Genomic DNA, 25,337 nt, shown 5'->3' with positions numbered 1-25,337 from the left:
CACCGCCGCTCGATTGCGACAGCGATCTTGTATGTGTCCGTGGCCTGACATTCAGGGATTGCTTCCGTTCTGCTCCGGCGCGCCGAAGCTTGGCGTCGGCGATCCAAAGTCAGGTGCCGGTGTGTCGAGCGCAGGCGGTGAGGTTTCGTCCTCGGACGGTTCGGCCCCGAACGGCGCTGCAGGGGTACCAAAGGGATTGGTCCCATCTTCGCCCGGCATCGGCACGTTGAGCTCGATCGTGGACGGATCGACGGCGACCTGACCGGACTTGTAGTGCGTGACAAGCTGTGGGAAGGCGATAACGATGATCACCATGGCAAGCTGGATGCCGAGATAGGGAAGGGCGCCCATGTAGATCTGGCCTGAGGTAACGGGCTGGATCGTCTGGCCGGTGATCCTGTCTTTGTAGGCCCGCGTTGGAGCCACCGAGCGCAGGTAGAACAACGAAAAGCCGAAGGGGGGATGCATGAACGAGGTCTGCATGTTGATCGCCAGCATCACGCCGAACCAGATCAGGTCGATGCCGAGGCTATCGGCGACGGGTGCAAGCAGCGGAATGATGATGAAGGCCAGCTCGAAATAATCGAGGAAGAAGGCCAGGAAAAATACAAGTAGGTTGGCAACGATGAGGAAGCCGACCTTGCCGCCGGGAATCGATGTCATCAGATGCTCGACCCAGACGTGGCCGTTGACGCCGTAGAAGGTAAGAGAGAAGACACGTGCACCGAGCAGGATGAAGATCACGAACGAGGAAAGCTTCGCCGTTGCATACAGCGCGGATTTGACCATCTTCAGATCGAGACGGCGATTGAGGGCGGCGAGCCCGAGCGCGCCAACCGCGCCCATCGCGCCGCCTTCTGTCGGCGTTGCCAGACCGATAAAAATCGTGCCGAGAACAAGGAAGATCAGGACGAGCGGCGGGACGAGCGAGATGATGACGCGTTGCAGAAGCTTCCAGCCTTTAATCGTGCGCGCTTCGGCGGGCAGTGCCGGTACGCTTGGCGGCCGGATGATTGACATCGTGATGATGTAGGTGGCGTAAGCGGCAACGAGGAGAAGCCCCGGGACGAGCGCGCCCTTGTACATGTCGCCGACGGAGCGGCCGAGCTGGTCGGCGAGAATGATGAGGACGAGGCTTGGCGGAATGATCTGCGCCAGCGTACCAGAGGCGGCGATCGTACCTGCTGCAACACGCCGGTCATAGCCATAGCGCAACATGATCGGAAGAGAGATCAGGCCCATCGAGATGACAGATGCGGCAACGACCCCGGTTGTGGCGGCAAGGATCGCGCCGACAAAGATAACGGCGAAAGCTAGGCCGCCGCGAACCGGACCGAACAGCTGTCCGATTGTGTCGAGCAGATCCTCGGCCATGCCGCTTCGTTCAAGAATTAGTCCCATGAAGGTGAAGAACGGGATCGCAAGCAGTGTTTCATTCGACATCTGCCCGAAGAATCGGTCGGGGATGGCGCCGAAGAGATTGACGGGCAGAAGACCCATTTCAATGCCGACAAAGCCGAAGATGAAGCCGACGAAGGCAAGCGCGAAGGCTACCGGATAGCCGATGAGGAGCACGACGATCAGCGAAAGAAACATGATCGGCGCGAGATTTTCCGCGAAGAATGCAAACATGATGGTGATCCGGCCCTTAGAGTGTCTGTGCTTCCGCGTCAGCCAGAGCGATCGCATCGGGCATGTCGCCTCGTAGGATCGCGATCCGCTTGATGAGTTCCGAGACACCCTGAAGAGCTAGAAGCCCGAATCCGAAGGGGATCATCGCCCAGACAGGCCAAAGGATGAGCCCGCCGGTATTGTTGGATATTTCTCCGGTCGAGAATTTCTCGACCACCGTCGGCCAGGAGAGGTAGATGGTGATGAGGCAGAAGGGGAACAGAAAGAAAATCGTACCGAGAATTTCGATCCAGAGCTGCGTCCGGCGGGAGAGATGACCATATACCAGGTCGACCTTGACATGCTCATTGCTCATCAGTGTCCAGGCAGCCGCGACCAGAAAGGCAGCGGAGAAGAGATACCATTGCGCCTCGAGCCAGGCGTTAGAGCTGAGATTGAACAGTTTGCGGGTCGTCGCGTTGATTGCGCTGATCAGCACGGCCAGAAGCAGAAGCCAGGAGACTGCTTTACCGAAAAATGTGTTGATCGCGTCTATCGCGCGCGAAAGCGCTAGAAGTCCGGCCATGAAATTCCTCCCCGAGGCCGCAAGCAGCGACCGCCAACGAGACCTACGGACTGTGGTTTGGGGACGCAATAATGGAAAAAGGTAATCGTCTGACCACTACCCAGTAGTGGGTATAGCGATCAATCGGGTTCCAGCAGCCCGTGCTCGATGGCGGTCCGCGTCAGTTCCGCGGTCGTGGATAGACCAAGCTTTCGCTTGATGGTCTTGCGGTGCGTTTCGATCGTGCCAACCGACAGATCGAGCTGTCCCGCAATGGCCCGATTGCTGTGGCCGGCGGCAAGAAGAGCCAGGATCTCGCGTTCGCGTGGCGTGATCGGAAGCGGTTCGGTTTTTGCCTTTTGCTGTCTCTGCAAGAGAGCGTCCGAGACACCGGTGGAAAAATAAGTGCGCCCTGCGCCAACGGTTTCGATGGCTGTAACAATCTCTTCGTTGGGCACGTCCTTGAGGATGTAACCGGCCGCACCTCTAAGGATGGAGGCGGAAATGTACTCGCGACTGTCATGCATGGACAACATCAGGACCTTCGTCGAGGGGAGCGCACTCCTGAACAGTTCGATGGCATCAATGCCGCTGATCTTCGGCATGTTGATGTCCAAGAGCACGATGTCGGGTGTTTCGACCGCAGCAAGTTCGAGACCTTGCGCCACCGCGGCGGCCGTGCCGACAACCCTTATGTGCTCGTAGGTTTCAAGGACCGCACGCAAGCCTTCGAGCACAAGCGGGTGGTTGTCGACAAGCAGGACGGAAATCGATCGGTCGTTGCTCATGCTGCCTTCGGGGRCTTCGTCGTTGCATTTGCCGACTTCGGGAACATTGCCGTCAGGGTCGTACCGTTTTCGTTCGTCTGAATGAGCAGTATTCCACGAAAATGGGCCATTCTTTCCTGCATGTTCCTGAGGCCCAACCCGCCCGAATAGTTCGCGCTCGTCGCTTCAGCCTTCTTCGTGAAGCCATTTCCATTATCGGAAATCGCCATGCGCACACGTCCCTTGGTACTCCAGATCCTGATCCTGACTCGTGAGGCAGCGGCATGCCGCTCGACATTAGCAAGCGCCTCCTGCGCGATGCGGTAGAGGGCCGTATTGGCTTCCGGCTTAAGGGTGTCGCAGCCCAAAGGTTCGACCGAGACCGGAATTCCCGTCCGCTCCTCGAAGTGATTGCCAAGCGAGGTGAGCGCAGCCGTCAGGCCCAGATCGTCGAGCATCCGTGGCCGCAATTCGTGCGAGAGCTCCCTGACTTCTTTGATCGCGTCGTTGAGTGCATCGATCCCTCGATCGATTGCAGCATCGGCGTCGGCGGCACCTGCCTTTACTTTTCGCGAGGCGAGATCGAATGAATAGCGAACCCCTACCAGATTCTGTGAAACACCGTCGTGAAGTTCGCGGGCAAGCCTCGCGCGTTCCTCCTCCTGCGTGTCGATGATCCGTTGAGTCAAAAGCTTCAGCTTCCCGTCTGCCATGCGCCTCTCGTGGAAAGTGATCCACATGCAAGTGACGAATACGAGAAGAACTGAAGGGACAGAAATCAGCGTGACGATGACAAATGTGCGGCGAATACTCTTTTTCAAGTCCGCCTTAGCGGTGGCAGTCTGGGCAAACACGTCGTCGAGATAAACGCCGGTCCCGATCATCCAATGCCATTTGTCGAGACCGGCGGCGAAAGACAGTTTATCCGCCATAACTCCTGAAGACGGCTTTTCCCATTTGTACTGGTGCAATCCACCGCCCTCTTTCGCCTTCGCAATCAGGTTGGCAATAACCTGATCGCCGTCGGGATCGACGAGAGCGAGCCAATTGCGGCCAGGCCGAAACGACTGACGGGGATGGACGATGCTGTTGCCGTCGTAATCATAGACAAAAAAATAGCCGTCCTGCCCATAATCCAGAGAGGTGAGGATTCGCTTTACCTGTTCCTTAGCGCTCTCATCGTTGGCATCGGCTTTTTCGTAGACATCCTTGATCGCGGAAAGCGCGAGATTCGTGAGGTTGAGAAGCTCGGTTTCCTTGGCACGGAGCATGTTGCGCTCAAACGTGGAAATACTGCTCTCGGCCAATGTCGATGATTGCCACGTCGTAAAGGCGGTGATCAAGGTAATCGTCAGGACAAGCGGAAGAATGGCAAGTGCCAGAATTTGATGACGAAGCTGCAAGAAAAGCCCCTCCCATGATATGACAAGCTTAATCCAGCGCGTGGGGGCACCTCAAGGCCTAGCATGAAATGGCTTGGCAAAAGGCTGTTGGCCCGAAAAGCATCCACTATAGTCGTTGAGAGGAAGGACCTGTCCTACCACTACGGCCGTCGCGTAGTTGCTTATTGCGAAATGCGCTTGAAAACGGTAGGCCTTCGCTTGGATCGTCGCGATACCTGAAGCGGGTGAAGGAGGGCAATCCGCCCAGGCGTCCAGGCATCCTGCTTTGCGTCACTCACCATCGGGCATCATCGCTATGGCATCGGCGCCTTTACCGTCCAATCGGCATTGAAACGTATTGATAGCATCGCCGCCGGGGGGCTTCATCGGAATCCGGATCCAGCGAATGGATCTTCTCCCTGGTTCGCGTGCAGATGATAAACAGGAAGATTGACGTCATCATGCATCTGGTGACGTAAGAGAAGCTGAGCGACGAATGGCCAAGCCATCATCAAAGTAAGAAAATTACGCAGCTTTATTCCGAACGCGGTTTTCGGAGCGAAGGCCGAAGCAAAGTGGCTTGCGGTCGTCTGCTTTCGTTGTAAGAACGGCATCATTCGCTTCTGGTACTGCGCGATCCCAATCAGGGGTGCATCAGTAGCGCGCGCCAACTCGCCGGCAAGCACATAGGCCTCGGTCATCGCCAATCCCGATCCCTCGCCAGCGAGCAAAGACACACAGGCTGCCGCATCGCCGACGAGCACGGTTCGACCCTCGGACCAACTGTTCATTTGGATCTGACTAATGCGGTCGAAATAGAACTCGTCAGCATCATCTAACCGCTTCAAGATCTGCGGACATTCCCAGCCGACATCCTTGAAGACCTCTCTAAGGGTCGCCTTGCGCTCCGGCTCGGCAAGCAAATTGTGCTCGCCAGCATCCGGATCATGATATACGAAGAGGAAAAGGGTCCTGTCGTCTCGCATCGAAAACCGCGATACCTGCCTGCCTGGTGTTGCATGGCTGACATAAGTCAACTCATCGCGGGGCCGATATCCCGACAGCTCAAAGGCGGCTACCTTGTAGCCCAAATAAGTCTCAAACTGCTTCTCATCCCCGAAGACAAGTTCGCGAACGCGGGAATGGAGGCCGTCTGCTCCAACAACCAGGTCAAACCTGCGACTTGCACCGTGTTCAAAGGTGACATGGACACCAAGCGCATCTTCGTTAATTGCTGCAATGCTGTCGCCAAAAATCGTTTCGACCTCACCGGCAGTCGCTGCATATATGGCGGACGAAAGGTCGCTTCGCTTCACACTGATGAAACGTTTGCCAAGGACACGTCGAAATACATCCGTTGAGAAGCCTCCGCGCCGCTGTCCACTGCTGTCGACAAAACGGACCTCCTTGACACCATACCAATAGTCTTGGAGATGGGGTACTATGCCCATCTTCGCTGCCACGTGATAGCCTAATCCCCAGAGGTCGATGATATATCCACTCGACCGCAGTCCCGATGACTGCTCGATCAGAACGGGCTCGTGGCCGTATTGATGAAGCCAATAGGCCAGTGTCGGTCCGGCGATCCCAGCGCCACTGATGGCAATTTTCATGACTTCGGCCCTTCCAGAGCAGCAAACGCTCGATCTCGCTGCTTCGCGGCGCACGGCATATTTAAAACACGTCGTCCGCATTCAACGGCAAATACGCAGTGGCAACAACAGAAGGGCCGCAGATGTCGTTGGCCATAGCCACCCTAAAGACATGCCGCGAACCGTCGGCGATCCCACTTCCTATTTCGTCCGGCCAACTACCAATCTCTAGGTCTGACTTTCGCATCCATCATAAGCTACCTGCCACTGCTAGTCCTCAGCTTCGCTTCTCTGCATGCCGCGACGAAGAATTTCCTGCTCGCCGCCGTAGGGGTCTGTCGCCTCAGTGCGTTTCGGCAACTAGCCACTGCCGCGCTATGAGAGGGGTCGGCCACTCGCATTCAAGGAAGTCGAGCGTATCGTAAATGCTTCTGAAAGACCTTTCCGTGCCGTTCTGAAAGCGAACCGTTATGGCGTTGGGCCATAGGACATCAGTCGTCACAATGCTCTCCTCCGTTGCTAACTCGCGCTGGCATCTGCGCTGACGGTCGGTAGGTCTTTCATCTCGATCAAGCGGTCGGCGCAAAGATTTGCAGCGCCTGGAACACTATTCTCCACCCCAACAAGCGCGACCCATCCTCCTTTTTCAATGAAGTCACCACGTTGCCACGAGTACGTTTTCTTTAGATCATTTAGATTTTTTGCGGCATCAGCCGATGAGGCAAACCGTTGCACACACACTGAGGCGACCAATTTCGAAGTTGCTTCGCGTGCGGCACGATCGGCCATGACGGACGCACGGCCAGAAGTCGTCCATCCGCCTGCGGTAAATCCCAACGCCATTGTCACGACCGACGCCCCCACCATCGACCAGATCCACAGCTTCTTCGATGGACTGTACTCATGCCAGCGCATCGCCAGTGTATTCTTCTGAGAGTCCGTGTTGGTCATTGTCATGTTCCTTTCCAATGCTCGCTTGCGAATGCCGGGGAGGCGGGGGAACAGGGCCGGCGCCTGATAGCTACCGGCCCGACTCGCAGCGGCCAGAGAAGGAGTGCGATGCACATCTGCGAGCCAATATGATTAAGGTGGTGCGACAATCGCCACTATCAAATAAAATGTCCGTGATCACAAAGTAAGAAAATAATAGGATAGAGTATATCGTGAATTATCTCATTTAGGAATGAGACCTATTGCTCGATAATATTTAGTTCTGTATCGAGTTTCGACAGAAATAGTTTATTCGCGCCAACATCATTGGCGAGATACGCGATATTCGTGTTTCTGACCTCCATCCAACGCTGCACAAGATTGTCCTTCAAAAGAAGTCTAATATCGTCGCTGTCTGCTCTGTTCGCTGCCTTGGAGTAGCGAATAGACGTTCAGCCGTTCGTCGGAGACGCCTCCTCAACTGTAAGCCGAGACAAGATATATTTTAGTTCTGTCAGAGCTACTCCAGAGGAGCGGGCCGCGATGATTTTCGCGGTTGCGACTTGGGCCAACTCATCGCTCTGCTTCAGGCCACGGCTTGCGCGCCATTCGTCAAGCAGCACGCTCAAGGCGACGATATCGACAATCTCTTCTACGGGCCTGGGCGGAGAGAAGTAATGCCACACTTGTTGGAACTCCTGTCGCTGATGAACCGCTGCCTAGGTCTCTACAAACTGCAGTCCCGGCAGACATGAGGATGTATCACGGCATGATATTCGCACGGGAATGCGAAATATGTCAAATATGAACCCAGCATGAACGATCATAACAATGTGAACAATTGTTTTACCTTGCCAGCTCCCTTCTGTCGCCGGGTGTTTGTCCAGCCTCTGAGCCTGCTCATGACCCTTCAGTCCGAGAAGGGTCGCTGATCTGTCCCACACACTGCTGCCGTGTAGAGTCCGAAGTCCTTATTATTCGAATGGGAGCCTGTCTCTGTTGAGGACAGATAGATCATCGCATGATATAAATTGTCAAATTGAGCTTTCTTCGCTTGGGCGGAGACAAAAGACCGGAACTTCGCAAACATGACGCGGTCGGAACGTGTTTCTGCCTCTACAAGCCTGATTGCCCAGTCTTGGGAGAAAGGATGACAGAATGTTCCCTAACGCTCATGAAAGCGACAAGCCGGCTGACCGGCGTTCCTCGCGATCTCTACAACTTCGTGGTTCTCGTGAACTTCCATCGCTCACCGAGGAACAGCAACAATTTCTGGATGACTATCGCTTCGGCCATTTGACTGAGGAAACCTTTCAGGCGCGACTGGCCGATGATCCCGTCCTGTCAGACTATGTTCGCATGGTGTGCAACACCTGACATCTCAGCTGGTTGTTTCCGTTTTGCGAAAACTCCGACGCAAGGCTGTAGCCATGTGGGAGGAGTCCGTGCAACGGAGAGCCGTCCGGCGCTCCACTCGCCACGTGGTGGCAGACGAAGGTCAACGCCAACCCTTGTAGGCTCGCGAATTTTATCCGATCACGAAAGCGCTATTCGGTGTTTGCTAGGCGACGGACCATGATGCGCTCGCGGCGCTCAGTGGTGTTTTCTGCAAAAATTCAGGGACACGCGCCATCCTTGCTATCTCTCTAGTGCTCGCCCGTCGGATGACCCTGGCGACCGGACCAAATTCTACCTCCAAAGCTTGCAGAAAAATCTCTTGAAACGCAGGTCGGGAAATATTTATATCACGGCATGATAAAAATTGTTTCACCGTCCACGGCGATCGGTCTCCGCTGACATGAGCAGGGGAGACCAAGTGGCCGACGAGGTCCTGGCCGACAGGTTGGGCCTGAAGATCCGCGAGTTCCAACGCTATCGGGCGCAGGGTCTTATCTCAGTGGAGGTCCGGGAGGGCGAAGGCTGCTTGCACGTCACTTGCCGTTTCGGCAATCGGATATGGGAAGGCGTCATCGAAGCGGGCGCGATCACCATCGAGCAAGTGCGATACTTGCGCGGTCTGCGAGCCCGTGCTCGCCGCTAGAAAATGAAAATCAACCAAGTTGAAAGAAGGATCGAACATGAAAAAGCATGCCTGGCTGGTCGCATTGATCGTTCTCGGAGGTGGAGCGGCCTCGGCCGAAGCATTGCCAAAGACGATCAGCAGCAGTGGCGACCGGGGGTGTCTATGCGTATCAACGAGGCGGCAAAACTGTGTGCTACGCGCTTTCGGTCCCGAAGGACTCTCAGCCATCGAATGTCGATCACGGAAAGAACTACTTCCTCATCGCCCCCGCCGAAGGCTTAGATCGCAAAGAACCCGAGGTCATTGCCGGCTATCCGCTCAGGCCTCGGTCCATGATTGATGTCTCCGTTGGCCCGAGCACGTTTCGTATGTTCACGAGGGACAACACGGGCTGGGTCAACGACACATCTCGTGCTCCCGAACTGATGAAAGTTTTGCGGGCAGGGCACACCATGGTCCTTCGGGCAGTATCCGCAACGGGCACCCGCACGACCTACACTTATTCGCTCGAAGGATTTTCTGCAGCCTTGGACAGCGTCTCCCACTGCAAGTGACGGGGCCAACGCCGCTTGTCGAGCCCAAATGCTGCGCTCTCCTCGGCGGTCCAGACCTCGCGACGCCGGTGGGTGCTTGTTGGGCCACGGCCGGCAAGGAGAAGATCAAGGTCGGCCTTGGAATGGCCGAACCGTTCTATAGTTCTGCGGGCCTCGTGCCGTCTGACCATAATGGCGGTGAAACGATGAGACGTCACGCTGACGACAGCCCTCTTGCTCGCCGCTTTCCATCAACATCAGGAGGCCCTCGCTGCAAAGGTGGAGGGTCGACGCTTCCCAATGTAGTCGGCGACGCGTAAGCCGCCACAAGACATCGGTGGACCCTTTCTTGCAGAGATCCTCTCAGAGATAGAAAAGCACGTACACGGAACCGCTGGAAATGCCTGCGCAAAGGACCGCCACCCCCGCCAGAAAGAGTTTCACGTCCATTCCTGGTACCTCAATTGAGGGCCCACTCAGCGGGGATCTGAGAAGCAAGTTTAGTCGCCTCGCCGGGAATAGAAGCGATGGCGAACATGATGGCGACATAGCTCGCAAATATTGCGGATATCAAAGCTGTTCTCGTCATAGCGCCCTCTATTGTATCATATGATGACATTCTTTAACGGCTCGTCCATATTGTCAATCCTGAATGCAGGCTGAACAAAATGATGGGGGAGCCATGAGCGACGAGAAAATTCTAATCGTAGAGGACGACGCCTTTCTGGCCGAGGACCTTCGCGACATCGTTTTAAGTTTCGGATACGAGACGTCAGGCATAGCCGACTGTTTCGAGACGGCCTACCGGCTGGCCCCCTTCAGTACGATTGCTCTGGTGGACGTCAACCTTCGAGATGGCGCGACCGGTCCGAGGATCGCCCAGTATCTTGCGAGTGAGCTCAGGTTGTTGGTGGTGATGGTGACGGGCAATCCTGAAGCCATTCAAGACGGCCTGACGGGCGTCGTAGGGATAATTTCCAAACCGGTCGATCCGCCCACGATCGGCAAAGTGCTGAGCTACCTTCAGACCATCCGCCGAGGAGGTCGGGGAATTCCGCCAAGCGGGATGCGGCTTTTTGCCTGAAAAAGCAAGACAGGGTCGGGGAACACCATGAACGACATGCGCGCCGAGCTCGGCCTTTGGGTCGGGCTGATCGAAACCATTCTCATCAATCGTGGAGTGCTCAATAATCAAGGGCAGCTGGCGACCGGGATGGGAATATCGCTGCCTCGGGATGTCGAGGAAATCCTTGACGGCTTCATCGAGAATCCGATCGAGCTTGTCGGCTTGCTGAAGATCTCTCGGGAAGCCCGCGATGGCCGGCCTCTGTCTCCAGCGGTCCTGATGGCCGCGCATCTAATGGCGAGGGAAGTTCTTCAGGCACTTCAAGACGGGAGCCGGGAGGGTGATGAGGACAACGTTAAGCGCACCTAAGTCAAATCGTGAGTGCAACTATCCTCGCTATGACGGCGATAACGACTACATTGCAGTATGATTGGGTTACCGGTCCATGTGCCTTCAACATAGCTATGCGCCCTCGGGGTCAGATTTCTGTTTCAAGAGGGCGCAACAAACCGCCACTCGGCGGAGGAGTACCGTGGGCTGTTGTTACTCTCGGTTGATCAAAGAAATGGTCCGCGTCAATGCAAATGGCCCGCCCGAAATCATTTCGGGCGGGCCATACGCCGACCGGGAAACTCTTAACATCCAGTCGAACGCTAGCTATCCGAGACGACAGGATCGGTAGCCTGCGGCAGTTCTTTCAACTTGATGAGCTGGTCGGCACAGGCATCCGTCGCGGTTGCAACCGTTTCGTCGATCCCGGCGATCTTTGCCCAACCGCCTTCCTTGATAAAGTCGTCGCGCTCCCATGACGATTTCGCCTTAAGGGATTTAAGATTGTCGGCGGCGTCATTTGCCGTGACGAAGTTGTGCACGCAGACGCTCGCCACCAGATCGGCCCTTGCGTCCCTGACGGCAATATCCGTCATGACACCTGCCCGGCCCGAAGTCGTCCATCCACCCCAAGTAAAGCCGAGCACCATTGTCAATGCCGATGCCCCGACGAGCGACCATCCCCACAATGTCTTCGATGGTCGGTAGCTCGACCAGCCGCGTTCGTGATCCGCCATAGCTGTTCTCCTCTTTTATATCATGTTATGATACAAAATCGGGCTCGCAGATCAATCACGGCGTGATCAAAAACAGGTGATCGCCTTCAGGCGAGTTCGGTGACCTTCCGAAGACGGGACAGGGATTCCGCCAACAGGGGCTCGTTCTCCAGCATGCCCTCGACGTGAACACGGGCAAGGGCCTCGAGGACATCGCGGCCCTTCGAGGTCATACCAATCATGACGCTGCGTTTGTCGTCCTCGGCTGGAATACGTTCTGCCAGGCCCGCTGCACACATCCGGTCGACGAGCTGAACGGCGCCATTGTGGTGCATCAGCATCTGCTCGGCGAGATCCCGTAGCCTGATCTTGTGGCGGGGTGAAGTGCGCACCACAAGGAGCGCCTGATACTGCTGCGACGTCACACCAGCTTCGGCAAGCGCAGCCTCGCTAAATGCCAGGAAGCGCCGCATTGCAAGTCGAAAACCGGCCAACCCATCGTAGACATGGTCGCTCAGCGCCGTTTTTTTTGCCTTGGGGCCAGGCATCGAATAAATCCTTTGCGTAAGTCATGATGTGATATAAAATCGGCGAACACGCCAGGAGAACGGTTCGCGAGTTTGCCAGCCAATGTGGGAGACAGTGCCAGGCACTGGCATCGACTTCTAACTCGCGAACCATAATCCCATCGAATTGCTCCGATGACTGTGCCAAAATCGTGACGTCTTGGAATTTTTGAGAGTTCTGGAGCGACCCTTTGTGAAAATGTCGATCGAAGTTGCTCGGTATGGGATTCGAATGGAAGGAGATCGCAGCTGGACGGTTTTCGATATCTATACGGGCTGGCCTTTCGAGTACCTCGGGCGATCACTTGATGGGCTCGAAGAGGCAGACGCCCGCCGGCTTTTTGTCGTTCTCAATGCGCTCCACCAGCACCGTATGCGGACGATCGACCAGGAAATTCAGGGTTTACGGGATTAGGTCCTCAAACTCCCTCGGGTACCGTGCCCAAGGAAGGGCGCGCTTGTTCCCTTATGGATGCGGGCTGTTCCCTTCCGCCCGCCGCGCCCGAATGGCTGCGGCGATGAAGACGCGCGACAGACCGTGATAAAGCGGCTCGCGAGAGAGGATGCGCGACGTCACGTAGCCGATCATAGAGACGGCCATGATCGGGATGACAGCCTGGTGGTCGCCGGTCATCTCGAGAATGATGACGAAGGCGGTCATCGGCGCCTGCACGACGCCGGAGAAATAACCTGCCATGCCAAGGATTGCCGACAGCGCGATGCTGGTGCCGAGGAGCGAGCCGACGGTGCTACCGAAACCGGCGCCGACGGCAAGTGATGGCGCAAAGATGCCGCCCGGAATGGCTGAAAGCATCGACAGGAAGCTGGCGGCCAGTTTCTCCACGAAGAACAGCAGCGGCAGCGCATGGCCTTCGACGGCGCCGCGGGCCTGTTCATAGCCGGTGCCGAAAGTCGTGCCGCCCGAGAGGATGCCGATCACGGCAATGGCGAGACCGCAGATACCAGCCAGAACAAGCATGCGCTTCAACGGTTGCGGCTGCGCCCAGCGGCGGATCTTCTGGCCGAAATGCAATGCAAAGCCGCTGAAGGCAGCGCCCAGCGCACCGCCGCCGATGCCGCAGACCAGGACGAGGCCCCAGTCGCGCAATTGCGTTGGCGCCACAGAGGCTTCGCCGAAATAGTTGTAGCTGCCTGCAAGCCCGAGTGCCGCAAGGCCGGACAAGATGACGGCGGTGAGCACCAGTCCGTTCGCCCGTGACTCATAAGTGCGGCTCATCTCCTCGATGGCGAAGACGATACCGGCGAGCGGCGTGTTGAAGGCGGCCGCGATGCCCGCCGCCGACCCGGCAAGTATTAGGCCGCGCGCCTGCGCCATGCCACCGAAGCGGGCGACGGCGAGCATGATCGACGCGCCAACCTGCACCGTCGGGCCTTCGCGGCCGATCGAGGCGCCGGAGAAGAGCCCGAGCACCGTCAGGACGATCTTGCCGAAGGCGATCCGGAGCGACAGGAGCCGTGACCGGTCGTCCTCGTCGCGCAGATGCCGGGCGGCAATCGCCTGTGGAATGCCGCTGCCCTGCGAATTCGGAAACAGTGTCGCCGCCAGACAGGCCGACAGCATGAAGACGAGGGGCGTCAGGACGAGCGGTAGCAGGAAGGCCCATTCACCCGAGGATGTCAGGCTCGAAAATCCGTGCTGAGCCAGATCGGCGAGCTTGGCGAAGCCGACGCTGATCACGCCGATCGCTAGGGCCCCGCACCAGAAAACCAGCCGCGGCTGCCAGAGAGAGAAGGATCCCCAGAAAACGCGAGAGCGACGGAGCAGCTTGAAATTACGATAGGAGGAGGGCATGGGGGACTCGGAAACAGGTCTGGGTCTTCGATCTTAGCGTAAGGGCTGAGAAAAGCGGACCCCTTGGGTGGTATCATTAGTTGGGCTGCGTCTTAGAGGGGCATTCCCATTGCAGCCGACAAGGCTCTGACCCGCACGACGAAGCAAATCGCGAGGACGCTATCGCAAAAACCGCCAAAACGATCGCGTATCTCTCTGCACGCTCGATGCCGTACAAATATCATCGCGTGACATAGAATGCGTTCGATTGTTGGTCAAGATCTGAAAGAATGGCGGAAAAATTAGAGGGGCCCTCAATATGAGGGCCGAGGTGGCTTGTATTGACCGTGCTGGATTAATCGACAAACCGGTGAAGAATTCCGACCTGCGCAAAGTGCCTGCTTTGTCAGACCGGCGGTGGCGCGACAGTATGACCGATGAGTAGCAAGGTCCACACGAGAATCAGAATAAGGGCGAGCCCCGCCAATGCGAGCAGTAACGTGGTCTTATTTGGCATGCCGACATTATATCTCATTGATTGTAGCAATGCGTTCACTCTTACGCTATCTCTGACGAATGGCGTGTGCTGCGTGCGCCGCGGGCTTCCCGAAATTGACGGAGACTGACGATCAACCTTCCAACAGGGAGCGCGAACCCATGTCCTCGCCGACCTCGACTGGCCGCATACAGTCCACACTTCGCCGATTTCTCGACAACGAAGCATCGGGCGGTCTTGCCCTGATGGCGTCGGCAGCACTCGCGCTTGTTGTCGCTAACTCGCCGCTTGCCGAGATCTATTTTCACGCGCTGCATGTGCATATTGGTCCGCTCAGCCTGCTGCACTGGATCAACGACGCGCTCATGGCCGTCTTCTTCCTGCTGGTGGGTCTTGAGATCAAGCGCGAGATGCTTGACGGCCAGCTATCGACATGGAGTAGGCGTATCCTTCCGGGCGCTGCGGCCGCTGGTGGTATGCTGATGCCGGCACTGATCTATGTGGCATTCAACCTCGGCAATCCGGCCAGCCTTCGAGGATGGGCGATCCCGACCGCGACCGACATCGCCTTTGCGCTAGGCGTGCTGTCGCTTTTCGGGAACCGAGTTCCTGCCTCGCTCAAGATCTTTCTGGCGGCGCTTGCGATCATCGATGACCTTGGTGCCGTCATTGTCATCGCGATCTTCTACACCACTGATATCAATGTCGTTGCGCTCGCCGGCGCTGCGGTGACCCTTGCTCTGCTCTTCGTGATCAACCGTGCCGGCGTCATGAGGCTCCCGGCTTACCTGGCGCTGGGAATTGTCTTGTGGCTGCTTGTCTTCGCCTCCGGCGTCCACGCGACGCTGGCGGGCGTCATGCTGGCACTCGCAATCCCGATCAAGCGTACCCCCGGCACACCGGAGGCCCGCGACCAGGAGTCCCCACTGCATCATCTTGAGAATCTCCTCCATCGTCCGGTTGCCTTCGTGATTGTTCCGATCTTCGGTTTTGCCAATGCAGGCGTATCGCTTGCTGGCACGTCGCTCATGACGCTCGTTGATCCTCACACACTTGGCGTCGCTGCTGGGCTATTTGCCGGAAAGCTATCCGGTGTTCTGGCCACCGTGGCGATCCTTGTGAAACTGAAATGGGCGCAGCTTCCGGCGACTGCCAATTGGTCGCAAATGACCGGTGTGGCCATCCTATGTGGTATCGGGTTCACAATGAGCTTGTTCATCGCGTTGTTGGCCTTTGATGATCCTTCAATCCAGGACAAGGTGAAGATCGGCATCCTGATAGGATCAGCCCTTTCGGGGATCGTCGGATCGGGTGTCCTCCTCGTCAGCCGACGGAAGGCAGTTGCGAAGGCTGCATGATCACACTTGCTTCTCGTTTGGTGAAGGCAATCTGCGCCGATCTTGAAGCGAGGAAAACGCAAGGATTCGCGGCGGGTATGGTTTAGGCGACGTTGTGGGCGCTCGCAACAGCCCTCTCGTGAGGTGCGTTACCCCCACATCCCCGCCGACGTTTTCATAATGCTCGGCGCAAACTCTCGGTCGACACCTAGTGATTGCAGGAGCAGGCCGCCGTACGAACTCCCTTTGCTGATCTACTTAGCTAATCGACCATTAGAATCGCCGTCGATTGTTCTGAATAAAGATAGCTCGCGACAATGAGGGGGCCGAAATGTCGCATCATTAGTACGAGCAAACACAGTAGAAGCGCGGAAACGCACATTGCAGACGCGAATATCTTTAGGGGCTTTATCGTAGACTGCATCCAACCTTTTGCCGCTGAGTTCATTTTTTCCTCCGGGGTCGGTGGCAGTGCTCACGATCGCTCCCGCGCCTTCCAGCCTAATTCTTGCAAGTATTGTCGTTCGCGAATGATATGCCGTCGCTCTTTGCCAGCTTCATGACGTAATCCTCCGCGAGATCCGCAACTTCAAGTGCGATTTCCGCTTCTCTCCAACCTGCAGCAACCGCCGCCTCAATCAATCGGTCAAGCTCGCGTTGAAATACTGCCCGGCGTTGAGAGGCGCGATGATCATGGTACAGCCCAAATAACGGCGGTTTGATTTCCCTCATTGCCTAATTATTACACAATCTCGCCGCTTTTCAAACACAATTGGCACAACAAAGCGTGACCTATATTGCTCACTTTTTGCATGCTCAGGCTTGTCCGCCAGCGGACTGAATGTTTGATGAAAGCGAGCCCACGCTCCGCAGGGGCCACCAAGCAAGCGCAACGGATCTAATCCGCACACACGAACTGCTATCGCGGCATCTTGTTAGCTGATCAACGCGACCCGGCTCATTAGGGAACCATGACCATCTGATTTGCTTACGTATGGCGTTTGATCGAGGATCGAAACCGGCACCACTCTAAGCGGGGAAAAAGCCCCGCGGGGCAGCTGGGCAAAGGGCCGTTATAGGCTTTGAGAGCAGTTCAGGTTCTCAAAGCAACGATTCAACCGCTGTCGGCGGAAACGACTAAGGTCGGAAGGTCGTCATATCTACCGGCATAGCTGCACCTTAATTTAGTTCCTACGCAACCAGTTCGGCCGGTGAGGCCAGGTTCGGCAGGCAGCTTGTTCCTCCCGAACTTGCCAGCGGTATCGCCTTTAGCTAGACCGCTACTACCACCTTTCCCAGATGTTGGTTCGTCTCGAGGAACCGGTGCGCCTCTGCGATTTCCTCAAAGGCAAATTTCCTTGCGATTACCGGCTTCAAAGCACCTGAGGCGAGGGCGCCAAGGATAAAGCGCTTTGCTTTCTCCAGACGGATAGGATCTCGAACGATTTCATGAACAAGATATCCTTTCAATATCAGGCTTTTCGAAAGCACAGGCCCAACCGGGAACGGTGTTGCATCTGGGCTTAGTCCGCCGTATTCGATCAGAATGCCACCCACAGCCATTGCAGTGGTGATGGCCGTGAAGGCAGGACCCGCGACGGGATCAAACACAACCCGAAATCCATTTTCTCCACCAGCGGCGATCAGTTGGGCCTGGAAATCATCATCTTCCGAGAAAATCACATCGTGAGCGCCAACATCCCGGAGCAACTGCGCCTTGGCTCTGCCGCGGGTGACTGCTATGGGGCGGGCTCCTATCAGATTCGAGATCTGGATGGCCGCAAGTCCAACACTGCTGGATGCAGCAGTCACGAGGACAGGTTCCTCTGCAGTCAATGAAGCAATGTCAATCAGTGCGCCATACGCGGTCAGGTACTGCATCCAGCTTGCAGCCGCCACCTCGAAGCTGATTGTCGATGGATGCCTGACGACTAGATGCGCTGGAAAAATGGCCATTTCCCCATACGCTGGCCACCTCTCCATGGACACGGAGGGAATCACGCTCACTCTGTCTCCCGGTGAAAGCCCTTCGACGCCACTACCGATCTCGTCAACGAAACCTGCGGCTTCAAGTCCCAGACCACTGGGAAGGGAAGGTGTCTGGATGTAGGTGCCGGAACGCATCAGAATATCGGCACGATTCACGCCGATGGCTTTGACCCGGATACGTATTTCGCCCGGACCCGGCTGAATGGGGGCGATATCTTCAATTCGTAGGACCTCTGGCCCGCCGATTTCGTGGAAACGCACTATTCGCGACATGACAACTCCTCATGTGTATTTTCGAATTAATTGATCTCAGATTGAATAGGTTCGAAAAATCCCGCTATTGGCAATTCTCACGAAACTAGGAGTTTCGAATTGGACCGGATCGAAAGCATGACAGCTTTTGTTAAGGCTGTAGAAACCGGCTCTTTTGCCCGGGCTGCCGATGTACTCGGGCTCTCCGCGCCCATGGTGGGAAAACACGTCTATTCCCTGGAGCATCGTCTGGGAGTGCGCCTGATCAATCGCACGACCCGGCGTCAATCACTCACCGAGGCCGGCCGGACTTACTACGACCAGTGCCGGACCATTCTGGCCGACATAGAGGCGGCAGAGACCATGGCCTCGGAAAATCTTGCCGAGCCACAAGGTAGGCTGCGCGTCACCGCGCCAAGCTTGCTTGGTCGGGTCTGTATCGCCCCTATCATGCTGAAGATGGCCGGTGATTTTCCCAAGCTTAAACTCGAGATGTCTTTTACCGACAATATAGTTGATCTCGATGACTACGATTTGGCGATCCGGAGTATCGGCGAGCATCATGATGCCGTCGCCGGAGGTGCTGGCATGATGACACGGCGCCTATCGACTCATCGGATGCTGATATGTGGTTCGCCAACTTACCTGGCCCAGCGCGGGCAGCCCGTTGACCTTGCCAGCATCGGCGCTCATGAGACCATCGCATTCGGCAGAATTGCGCGACCACAGAGGTGGCGATTCCGCGACGACAATGGAGCGCCAATTGATATCGAGCCGCATGGACGTTTCGTGATGGACGACCTTGCAGCGATTGCCGATGCCGCAGTGGCTGGGCTCGGCGTCGCTTGGCTGCCGAGTTGGTTGGTTCGTGAGCGCATTGAACACAGAGAGCTTGTGTCGGTTCCCTTTCCAGGGCGGAGTTACTCCTATCACAACCACGCTCTCTGGCACAAAGACGTACCGACACCCAAGATCCGGATTGCTCTGGATCATCTCGCTCTTGAGCTGCCCCGCCTCATGTAACGCTCCGAGGGACCTCGTTGATCGATGTCAGTGGCAGTTCCCAAAACTATCCGACGACGTCGGCCAGTAATGCCAAGGAGCCAAATCCCGCCAAACAAAAACACACAAGCCAAGCCACACCCGCCAAGTGCCTGTCCGCCGCCCCCAGAAAGAATGTCCCAACGAAAATCCCATTCAGTCGTTCGCGAGGTTCCGGACGTAGCAGATTGATCTCTTTGCCCCACAGTCTCTAGTCTACGGTCGTGCCGACATCGAGCATTATTACGGCCAACCCCAAAAGCGTCCTGGCGCCGACCCTCAGGTTGCGAGAGGTCGCCGAAATTTCGAAGCGATATGTCGCCGGAGCCTCTTGGGGTCGATCGCGGACGACACCATGACGCGGAGGGCGCGCGGGACAATGCTGATGATCTGCACAATTCTCTATCGGTTCCTTCTTGACGTCACGGTAAGAATAGATATGCATATGGTATGCAATTATTAGAAGCCAACAAACTCGGTGCCCTCGGCGCCATGATTCGCGACCGAACGGAAGCCTCCTTGGCGGGGCTTTCGCCGAGCGCGGCAGCCGTTCTATCGATGCTGCACTTCAAGCCCGGATTGACGACGACCGAACTCGCCGTGGTTGTCGGCGTCAGTCAACCTAATGCCGTGCGGTTGATCGACGGGCTAGAGCGTCAGGAATTGATTGAACGCGGCAAACCGGAAGGTCGCGTCACGCCACTGACATTGACGCAGGCAGGCCATGCGCAGGTGGAGGAGTTGCACGCTCTCCGGCTGGCTGCGCTCGACGACTTGCTGTCGGCGCTGCAACGGGACGAGCGGCAGCACTTTGCGTCCATGCTGGATACGATTCTTGCTGGTGCGACGACTTCCCGCGCTTTTGCTCGGACGACATGTCGACTCTGCGAGCATGATCTTTGCGGCCCCGAGGTCTGCCCGATCGCCTGTCGCGCAACTGAGATTGAGAAGAAGGAAAATCAAGAATGATCATTTCTTATGCAGAACATTCGCCGGCGATCGATTCCGACGCTTGGGTTGCTCCGGATGCTACAGTATCTGGTAATGTCGTCATCGGGGCTGGCAGCCGCATCATGCATGGCGCCCGCCTTGTTGCTGAGGCAGGCGGGTCGATCCGCATCGGCCGCAACTGCATTGTGTTGGAAAATGCAGTAATCCGAGCCACAGGTCGCCATCCTTGCACGTTCGGAGATCACTGTGTTGTTGGTCCCAACAGTCATGTGGTTGGCGCCAAAATCGACGATGAGGTCTTCGTTGCCACTGGCGCGGCGGTTTTCCATGGTGCTCACATCGGCCGTGGATCGGAAGTTCGCATTAACGGCATCGTTCACCTGCGCACCCGCCTTGAGCCGGGTACGACCGTGCCGATCGGCTGGGTTGCCGTTGGCGATCCGGCTCAACTCCTGCCCCCGGATCAGCACGAGGCGATCTGGCTGTACCAGAAGCCGCTTGACTTCCCCGGCTTCGTTTACGGTGTCGACCGAAGCGTGCCCAATGTGATGCAGAAAGTCACGGCGGGTCTTTCGGCCGCGCTCGGTGTGCATCGTGCGGAAAGCGTGTAAACAAGGAACGCGGTAGGGACGGCCATCGCTGCGCATCAGGCGCACGAGTTAGGATTCCGCGACAGGCAGCCCCACTTTTCGAAAGCTGGGAGAGGTGTCCGTTCTCCAGTTCAGCGATCAACCGTGGTCCACCATCTGAGGTATGCCGACGTGAATGGCGGAAATCTGCCGGTGGTTGGCGGCGCCAGAGTAGCCGATTATCTGCCCGATGAAAGGCTGACCAAGGTATTGGTCTCTCACCCAATCGCTTAGGCCAATTCGGGAGGAAGTTCGTGGGGAGTAGTATAAGCAACACGCCGCTTAGGCGCTATGGAACTGTTGAGCAAGGCGCGACTGCCTCATCCCATTAGGACTCGGTTGATATTGTCGCCGCTGATGCGGCGGTTTGCCGATGGCGAGGCGGGAGCGGAGCGTGATGCCGGGCAGATGCAATAGATCGGCGCGCCATCTTCGTTGGGCTACGTCACAAGCATGACTTTGCCCGTGCTTTGGCGAGTTTCGACAAACCGGTGTGCGTCGGCTGCGTTCTGCAAGGGAAACCGTCCCCCGATGACCGGGGTGAGACGTCCTGCGGCTGTCAACTGAAACAGCTCGGTCAAATCGTGGTGGACGGCGCCCGCCTGTAACAAGGGCAGCAGGGCGAACCCTTTGACGGTCTGCCCGTCCGCCAGCAGTTTGTTCATGCTCGGGATGTCAAGCGCGAATCTACCCAGAGCTCCAAATAGAAGTACTCCCGTCTGTGTCAACATTTCAACAAAAGACGAGGTTTGGGAGCCGCCGACAAAGTCATAGACAATGTCAAATCCCGCGTCGCCCGCTGCCGCCCGGCATTTTGCTGACCAGCCATTACTTCGATAATTGAAGGCGAGATCCGCTCCCAGCGACACGGCTGTTCGCAGCTTTTCGTCAGAGCCCGCGAGCGCCACAATTCTTTTGGCCCCGGCCTGCTTGGCAAGCTGGATCAGCAGTGTACCCACACCACCACCAGCGGCGGTAATCAGAACCGACTTGCCGTTCGGGGAGGTTTGCCGCACGGCGTGGAGCGCCGTGAGACCCTGGACCTGCAATGCAACCGCGGTTTCAAACGACACTGCTTCGGGGATTGGAACGGCAGCCGCGCCCTTTACCACCACGTATTCCGCATATCCGCCGTCACGGCCGATGGCGAACAATGGCACAGCCACCCGGCTTCCAACCGTGACACCAGTGTTCCGACCGGCTGCTTCAACGGTGCCGGCGATTTCGACGCCGAAGGTTGCCGGTAACGATGGCGTTACCGCATATTGGTCGCGCCGCATCAGAACTTCAAAAAAATTCACGCCCGATGCGCGCACGTGAACGAGGATCTCGTCATCCTCGCGGATTTCAGGACGTGTCGCTTCGACTACCGTTAGGACATCGGGCTCGCCGAACTCATTGATCTGTACGCTTTTCAATGTCTGAACTCCTCTGTGTAACCTCAGAGCGAGCTTTCTATCCATAAAGCGCAATGCTACTCTACAGACACTTCTCTCCTATACAGACCAGTTGGTAAGTATGGCCAAACCGATCAAGAAACTACCCGTCCTGCCGATAGAGCGAGCGATCCGCACGATATCGGGCCGCTGGAAGGCCGTGATCCTCTATCACCTTCTGAACGGGCCCAAGCGGCTGTCGGAACTTTCAAAACTCATCCCGTCGGTCAGCCAGAAGGTTCTCGTTCAGCAGCTTCGTGAGCTGGAGGAACATGGATTGGTGAACCGCACAGTTTTCCGCCAAGTCCCGCCTCGTGTCGACTATTCCGCGACAGAGCTGGGTCTCAGCCTGGAACCCGTTATGCTAGCGCTATGCGACTGGGGCCAGCGGCACGCAGTGGCGCTCGACGAGATTGATCGGCTGGTCGACTGTGTTGTCCGCCCGGTCAATGCTGGGCGCGGCTCGACCACCGTCGGCGGTGATTGAGCGATCCAAGCCACAACCCTTACATCTACTCGCCGCTACGAGTGGGGCACGTCATCTTTTGACTGGCAATCCAGACAGAGGCCTATTCAGGGCGCCACGCTCTCACAAGGTCTAGCAGGCCGGGAAACCGTGCGTCGAGATCTTCCGTTCTAACCCGGCTGCGTCGCTCGAGACCGTATTGCCTCTGATGGATTAGGCCGGCTTCGCGCAAAGCTTTGAAATGATGCGTCAGCGACGATTTCGGTCGATCGAACCCGAACCATCCGCAGGCATGGTCGTATCCTTCCGATTCCATCAGCAGCTTGCGGATGACGGTGAGCCGCAAGGGATCGGCAAGCGCGCCCATAACTGTTTCCAGCCGAAGGTCCTCGACAGACGGTTCAGGCAGCGGCGGTGGTAGATCGGAGGGGGCAATCAAATTGGTCATGAAACCGCTCATAGCACGAAAGTACGATTCTTGTCGAACTAGTATGTACGAAATAAATCGAACTATGCTAGTACGAGAAAACTCGAACTAGCATAGGAGTCTTCAATGTCATCAGTCAGTTCATGTCCGGTCGATCAACCTACATCCGAAATTGCAGCCAATCCGCCATGGCAGATGTGGGGGGCAGCCTGGATCGTCAGCGCCGTCTTCATTCTTTCGAACTCTGCGACCCCGCTCTACGTGCGATGGCAGGCGGCCGGGTTTTCGTCGGCCACACTGACAGGTATCTTCGGGGCCTATATTCTAGGTTTGCTTCTGACGCTGCTGGCGGCCGGCCAGCTCTCCGACCGGTTCGGTCGGCGCCCGGTGTTATTGCCCGGGCTCATGGCGGCGATCGCGGCGAGCTTGCTCTTCGCGCAGGCTAACTCGATCATTGCGTTGATCGTTGCGCGGTTCCTGTCTGGCATGGCAGTCGGGGTCGTGGTCTCAGCGGGTATGGCGGCAGTGGTCGATCTGGGCGGTCCGGAACGGAAGCGGCAAGCTTCGCTGATCGCGTCTGTCTCGATGGTGCTAGGTGCCGGACTTGGCCCCCTGCTGGCAGGCGCTATCGCGTCATCGATTGCAGAACCGGTCGTGCCAATCTTCCTCTCTGAGCTGGTCATTCTCCTGACGGCGGTACTCGTCTTGCTCCTATTGCCACTGAAGCACCGCAACAGTCGTACGGATCAATCATGGCGTCTGCATCTGCCCAGCTTGCCGCGGGGCAATCGCCGTCATGTTCTCTTTGGCGTCGCCGTGTTCGGACCGGGTATCACGTCCACCTCTTTCGTCCTCGCACTCGGCCCATCGCTTTTGTCGCGCTTGCTCGGGGTCACGAGCCCGCTGATTGCCGGAGGTATGGCTTGCGTCATGTTTCTGGCTGCGACCGGAATTCAATTCGCCGCGCGTCCACTTTCCATACGCGCGATCCTTATGACCAGTGCTACGGCAACTGTATTTGCGATGGCGGGGGTCGCTCTTGCCGTCCAATCATCAAACGCCGCCGCATTGGTTGGCGCTGCGGTTTTCGCTGGCTGTGGCCAGGGGCTCGGGCAGCTTGGCGGGCTGACCTTGATCGGGCTGCACGCGCCAGGAAATCATCGTGCTGAAGCCAACGCTGTTCTCAACATCGGAGGCTACATCCCCGCAGGTCTGATGCCGGTCGCAATTGGCTTGGTCATAGACAAGGCTGGCCTCTCCATCGGTGCAACGTTGTTTGCGGCAGCGCTTGCTACGACCGCTGTCCTGGGCGGGCTGGCAGTCGCGCGAAGTCTGGAACGGGAATAGTTCGATTAGGATGTCACACTGGCTGACCCTCGGCGCCGTTTTTTGACTCGAGGGTTGGTTGCACAGTCGCAGTGGCCATCGATCAGCGACCGTCGCGATTCTTCAATCAGTATGGCTGCATCTCGAGCAGGTCGCCAAAATCATCCAGTTTCGTCAGGTTGGCAGCGATCGTCTTGGCGAGCTGGGCAAGCCCACATGGGAGTCCCAGAAATTGCCTTCAGCCTCGAAGTTCAACATATCACGCACTTAGCTCATTGCGCGAGGCGCCGCCGGTTCTAGTCTCTTCAGGACCAGACAAATGGTGGGTCTAGCGACGGGACTTTGCGGCGACAATCGCCTCCGCTTGTATGACGCACAGCTCGATTTCTTGCTTTGTCATTCCATTGGCGGCGTTCGTGAAGCGTTCAATGAAGTCTGCTAGTTCTGGGTCGCTAGCAATCGTCGATACGCCAAGCATCCAGTTTGGTGAAGTGCCGAGGGCAGAAGCAATTCGCACCAGCGTGACCAAATCTGGCTCGCGGCGACCCGAAACATAGTGTGCATAACGGCGCTCTTCGAGCCCCGCTCGCCGCGCTGCTTCGGCGTTCGAAATACCTAGTTGCCGGGCTCTCTCCTGCAAGCGTCTAGCGAGTGTCTCCATAGGAACACTTTGTTCCTCACTGACACGTCTCTGGCTACGAACAATATGGAGTGATATAAGAACGAAATGTAGTGTCGTGCTCACGCAAAATTTGGAAACATTCTGATCTGAGGGAGACAATCGGATATGGAACTTCGCCAACTCTCCTATTTCAAAGCAGTGGCCGAGGAACTGCACTTCGGCCGGGCAGCAGCCAGGATGCACATTGCCCAGCCGGCGCTCAGCAATCATGTGATGTCGCTGGAAAGGGAGCTTGGCTGCCCGCTGTTCATCCGCTCGACGAGAAGGGTGGAGCTGACCAGGGCAGGTGAGACCTTTTACGATCGCTGTGTGCGGATCTTGAGCGACATCGACCTGACCACCGAACTGACGCGGGCAGCCGGCGGCAGCCGCATCCGCCAGATCAGGATCGGCAGCATCTACCCGGCCACCATGGGCATGCTGCCAACCTTC

Annotated in this window: 28 protein-coding genes; 13 read left to right on the top strand and 15 right to left on the bottom strand. The window is 56.9% G+C overall.

Annotated elements, in window-relative coordinates; translation table 11 throughout:
- Positions 1 to 51: 51 nt before the first annotated feature.
- From AC1DPR_RS25260 to AC1DPR_RS25230, 7 genes are all read right to left on the bottom strand, one after another.
- Positions 52 to 1,632 carry a TRAP transporter large permease gene (locus tag AC1DPR_RS25260; protein ID WP_477817393.1) on the bottom strand — a complete coding sequence of 527 codons (1,581 nt, stop codon included), beginning with the start codon at positions 1,630 to 1,632 and terminating at the stop codon, positions 52 to 54.
- Between the two features lie 16 nt (positions 1,633 to 1,648).
- Positions 1,649 to 2,197 (bottom strand): TRAP transporter small permease subunit, encoded by a 549-nt coding sequence (locus AC1DPR_RS25255; protein ID WP_477817392.1) that lies wholly within the window; start codon positions 2,195 to 2,197, stop codon positions 1,649 to 1,651.
- Positions 2,198 to 2,316: 119 nt separating this feature from the next.
- Positions 2,317 to 2,964: a two-component system response regulator MctR gene (gene mctR, locus AC1DPR_RS25250; protein WP_477817391.1), complete on the bottom strand. Its 648-nt coding sequence runs from the start codon at positions 2,962 to 2,964 to the stop codon at positions 2,317 to 2,319.
- Entirely contained in the window at positions 2,961 to 4,346 is a 1,386-nt protein-coding gene (gene mctS, locus AC1DPR_RS25245) for a two-component system sensor histidine kinase MctS (RefSeq protein ID WP_477817390.1), read from the bottom strand. The genes mctR and mctS overlap by 4 nt, the downstream gene beginning before the upstream one ends.
- A 362-nt stretch (positions 4,347 to 4,708) precedes the next feature.
- Positions 4,709 to 5,938: an FAD-binding domain gene (locus AC1DPR_RS25240; RefSeq protein ID WP_477817389.1), complete on the bottom strand. Its 1,230-nt coding sequence runs from the start codon at positions 5,936 to 5,938 to the stop codon at positions 4,709 to 4,711.
- 236 nt (positions 5,939 to 6,174) lie between these two features.
- Positions 6,175 to 6,318, bottom strand: a complete 144-nt coding sequence (locus AC1DPR_RS25235; protein ID WP_477817388.1) for a DUF982 domain-containing protein — start codon at positions 6,316 to 6,318, stop codon at positions 6,175 to 6,177.
- A 118-nt stretch (positions 6,319 to 6,436) separates the two neighbouring features.
- Entirely contained in the window at positions 6,437 to 6,868 is a 432-nt protein-coding gene (locus tag AC1DPR_RS25230) for a hypothetical protein (RefSeq protein WP_477817387.1), read from the bottom strand.
- Positions 6,869 to 8,005: 1,137 nt separating this feature from the next.
- On the opposite strand from AC1DPR_RS25230, the gene AC1DPR_RS25225 reads away from it, so the two are divergent.
- The 5 genes from AC1DPR_RS25225 (at position 8,006) to AC1DPR_RS25205 (ending at position 10,838) form a co-directional block, all read left to right on the top strand.
- Positions 8,006 to 8,224, top strand: coding sequence for a hypothetical protein (locus AC1DPR_RS25225; RefSeq protein WP_162764101.1), 219 nt, complete (start codon positions 8,006 to 8,008; stop codon positions 8,222 to 8,224).
- Between the two features lie 439 nt (positions 8,225 to 8,663).
- Positions 8,664 to 8,888, top strand: coding sequence for a hypothetical protein (locus tag AC1DPR_RS25220; RefSeq protein ID WP_477817386.1), 225 nt, complete (start codon positions 8,664 to 8,666; stop codon positions 8,886 to 8,888).
- Positions 8,889 to 8,968: 80 nt separating this feature from the next.
- Positions 8,969 to 9,424 carry an invasion associated locus B family protein gene (locus AC1DPR_RS25215; protein ID WP_477817385.1) on the top strand — a complete coding sequence of 152 codons (456 nt, stop codon included), beginning with the start codon at positions 8,969 to 8,971 and terminating at the stop codon, positions 9,422 to 9,424.
- 661 nt (positions 9,425 to 10,085) lie between these two features.
- Entirely contained in the window at positions 10,086 to 10,487 is a 402-nt protein-coding gene (locus AC1DPR_RS25210; RefSeq protein ID WP_477817384.1) for a response regulator, read from the top strand.
- Positions 10,488 to 10,514: 27 nt separating this feature from the next.
- A complete protein-coding gene (locus tag AC1DPR_RS25205) occupies positions 10,515 to 10,838 on the top strand; it encodes a hypothetical protein (protein WP_477817383.1) in 324 nt (107 codons plus the stop codon).
- A 284-nt stretch (positions 10,839 to 11,122) separates the two neighbouring features.
- On the opposite strand, the gene AC1DPR_RS25200 is transcribed toward AC1DPR_RS25205, so the two are convergent.
- Positions 11,123 to 11,536, bottom strand: a complete 414-nt coding sequence (locus AC1DPR_RS25200) for a hypothetical protein (protein ID WP_113489059.1) — start codon at positions 11,534 to 11,536, stop codon at positions 11,123 to 11,125.
- 86 nt (positions 11,537 to 11,622) lie between these two features.
- Entirely contained in the window at positions 11,623 to 12,063 is a 441-nt protein-coding gene (locus AC1DPR_RS25195; RefSeq protein WP_025662445.1) for a MarR family winged helix-turn-helix transcriptional regulator, read from the bottom strand.
- Between the two features lie 250 nt (positions 12,064 to 12,313).
- Here AC1DPR_RS25195 and AC1DPR_RS25190 point away from each other — a divergent pair, with 250 nt between their 5' ends.
- The gene (locus AC1DPR_RS25190) at positions 12,314 to 12,496 is read left to right on the top strand and encodes a hypothetical protein (protein ID WP_477817382.1); all 183 of its coding nucleotides are present in this window, start codon (positions 12,314 to 12,316) and stop codon (positions 12,494 to 12,496) included.
- Between the two features lie 51 nt (positions 12,497 to 12,547).
- On the opposite strand, the gene AC1DPR_RS25185 is transcribed toward AC1DPR_RS25190, so the two are convergent.
- On the bottom strand, positions 12,548 to 13,894 hold the full coding sequence (locus AC1DPR_RS25185) for a chloride channel protein (RefSeq protein ID WP_477817381.1): 1,347 nt from the start codon (positions 13,892 to 13,894) through the stop codon (positions 12,548 to 12,550).
- 636 nt (positions 13,895 to 14,530) lie between these two features.
- On the opposite strand from AC1DPR_RS25185, the gene nhaA reads away from it, so the two are divergent.
- Positions 14,531 to 15,727 (top strand): Na+/H+ antiporter NhaA, encoded by a 1,197-nt coding sequence (nhaA, locus tag AC1DPR_RS25180; RefSeq protein WP_477817380.1) that lies wholly within the window; start codon positions 14,531 to 14,533, stop codon positions 15,725 to 15,727.
- Positions 15,728 to 16,207: 480 nt separating this feature from the next.
- Here nhaA and AC1DPR_RS25175 read toward each other — a convergent pair whose 3' ends face one another.
- A complete protein-coding gene (locus AC1DPR_RS25175) occupies positions 16,208 to 16,438 on the bottom strand; it encodes a hypothetical protein (protein WP_062369725.1) in 231 nt (76 codons plus the stop codon).
- Between the two features lie 540 nt (positions 16,439 to 16,978).
- The gene (locus AC1DPR_RS25170; RefSeq protein ID WP_477817379.1) at positions 16,979 to 17,968 is read right to left on the bottom strand and encodes a zinc-dependent alcohol dehydrogenase family protein; all 990 of its coding nucleotides are present in this window, start codon (positions 17,966 to 17,968) and stop codon (positions 16,979 to 16,981) included.
- Positions 17,969 to 18,067: 99 nt separating this feature from the next.
- Here AC1DPR_RS25170 and AC1DPR_RS25165 point away from each other — a divergent pair, with 99 nt between their 5' ends.
- The 3 genes from AC1DPR_RS25165 to AC1DPR_RS25155 all read left to right on the top strand — a co-directional run bounded on the left by AC1DPR_RS25165 (position 18,068) and on the right by AC1DPR_RS25155 (position 20,550).
- Complete coding sequence (locus AC1DPR_RS25165) at positions 18,068 to 18,970, top strand: LysR substrate-binding domain-containing protein (protein WP_477817378.1); 903 nt, start codon at positions 18,068 to 18,070, stop codon at positions 18,968 to 18,970.
- Between the two features lie 537 nt (positions 18,971 to 19,507).
- Positions 19,508 to 19,957 (top strand): MarR family winged helix-turn-helix transcriptional regulator, encoded by a 450-nt coding sequence (locus AC1DPR_RS25160; protein ID WP_477817377.1) that lies wholly within the window; start codon positions 19,508 to 19,510, stop codon positions 19,955 to 19,957.
- Positions 19,954 to 20,550 (top strand): gamma carbonic anhydrase family protein, encoded by a 597-nt coding sequence (locus tag AC1DPR_RS25155; protein ID WP_477817376.1) that lies wholly within the window; start codon positions 19,954 to 19,956, stop codon positions 20,548 to 20,550. Before AC1DPR_RS25160 ends, AC1DPR_RS25155 begins: the two co-directional genes overlap by 4 nt.
- 458 nt (positions 20,551 to 21,008) lie before the next feature.
- Here AC1DPR_RS25155 and AC1DPR_RS25150 read toward each other — a convergent pair whose 3' ends face one another.
- The gene (locus AC1DPR_RS25150; protein WP_477817375.1) at positions 21,009 to 21,986 is read right to left on the bottom strand and encodes a quinone oxidoreductase family protein; all 978 of its coding nucleotides are present in this window, start codon (positions 21,984 to 21,986) and stop codon (positions 21,009 to 21,011) included.
- A gap of 100 nt (positions 21,987 to 22,086) precedes the next feature.
- Here AC1DPR_RS25150 and AC1DPR_RS25145 point away from each other — a divergent pair, with 100 nt between their 5' ends.
- Complete coding sequence (locus AC1DPR_RS25145) at positions 22,087 to 22,491, top strand: winged helix-turn-helix transcriptional regulator (protein ID WP_477817374.1); 405 nt, start codon at positions 22,087 to 22,089, stop codon at positions 22,489 to 22,491.
- An 82-nt stretch (positions 22,492 to 22,573) separates the two neighbouring features.
- On the opposite strand, the gene AC1DPR_RS25140 is transcribed toward AC1DPR_RS25145, so the two are convergent.
- Positions 22,574 to 22,918: an ArsR/SmtB family transcription factor gene (locus tag AC1DPR_RS25140; RefSeq protein WP_477817373.1), complete on the bottom strand. Its 345-nt coding sequence runs from the start codon at positions 22,916 to 22,918 to the stop codon at positions 22,574 to 22,576.
- A gap of 105 nt (positions 22,919 to 23,023) precedes the next feature.
- On the opposite strand from AC1DPR_RS25140, the gene AC1DPR_RS25135 reads away from it, so the two are divergent.
- Positions 23,024 to 24,244 carry an MFS transporter gene (locus AC1DPR_RS25135; protein ID WP_477817372.1) on the top strand — a complete coding sequence of 407 codons (1,221 nt, stop codon included), beginning with the start codon at positions 23,024 to 23,026 and terminating at the stop codon, positions 24,242 to 24,244.
- Between the two features lie 307 nt (positions 24,245 to 24,551).
- On the opposite strand, the gene AC1DPR_RS25130 is transcribed toward AC1DPR_RS25135, so the two are convergent.
- Positions 24,552 to 24,884: a helix-turn-helix domain-containing protein gene (locus AC1DPR_RS25130; protein ID WP_018860348.1), complete on the bottom strand. Its 333-nt coding sequence runs from the start codon at positions 24,882 to 24,884 to the stop codon at positions 24,552 to 24,554.
- A gap of 126 nt (positions 24,885 to 25,010) precedes the next feature.
- On the opposite strand from AC1DPR_RS25130, the gene AC1DPR_RS25125 reads away from it, so the two are divergent.
- A partial coding sequence (locus tag AC1DPR_RS25125; protein ID WP_477817371.1) for a LysR family transcriptional regulator occupies positions 25,011 to 25,337 on the top strand: 327 nt, incomplete at its 3' end.

It is taken from the genome of Rhizobium sp. 01T417 (assembly GCF_056398905.1).
The sequence above is the reverse complement of the archived record's forward strand: the minus strand, read 5'-3'. Positions and strand labels throughout refer to the sequence as shown.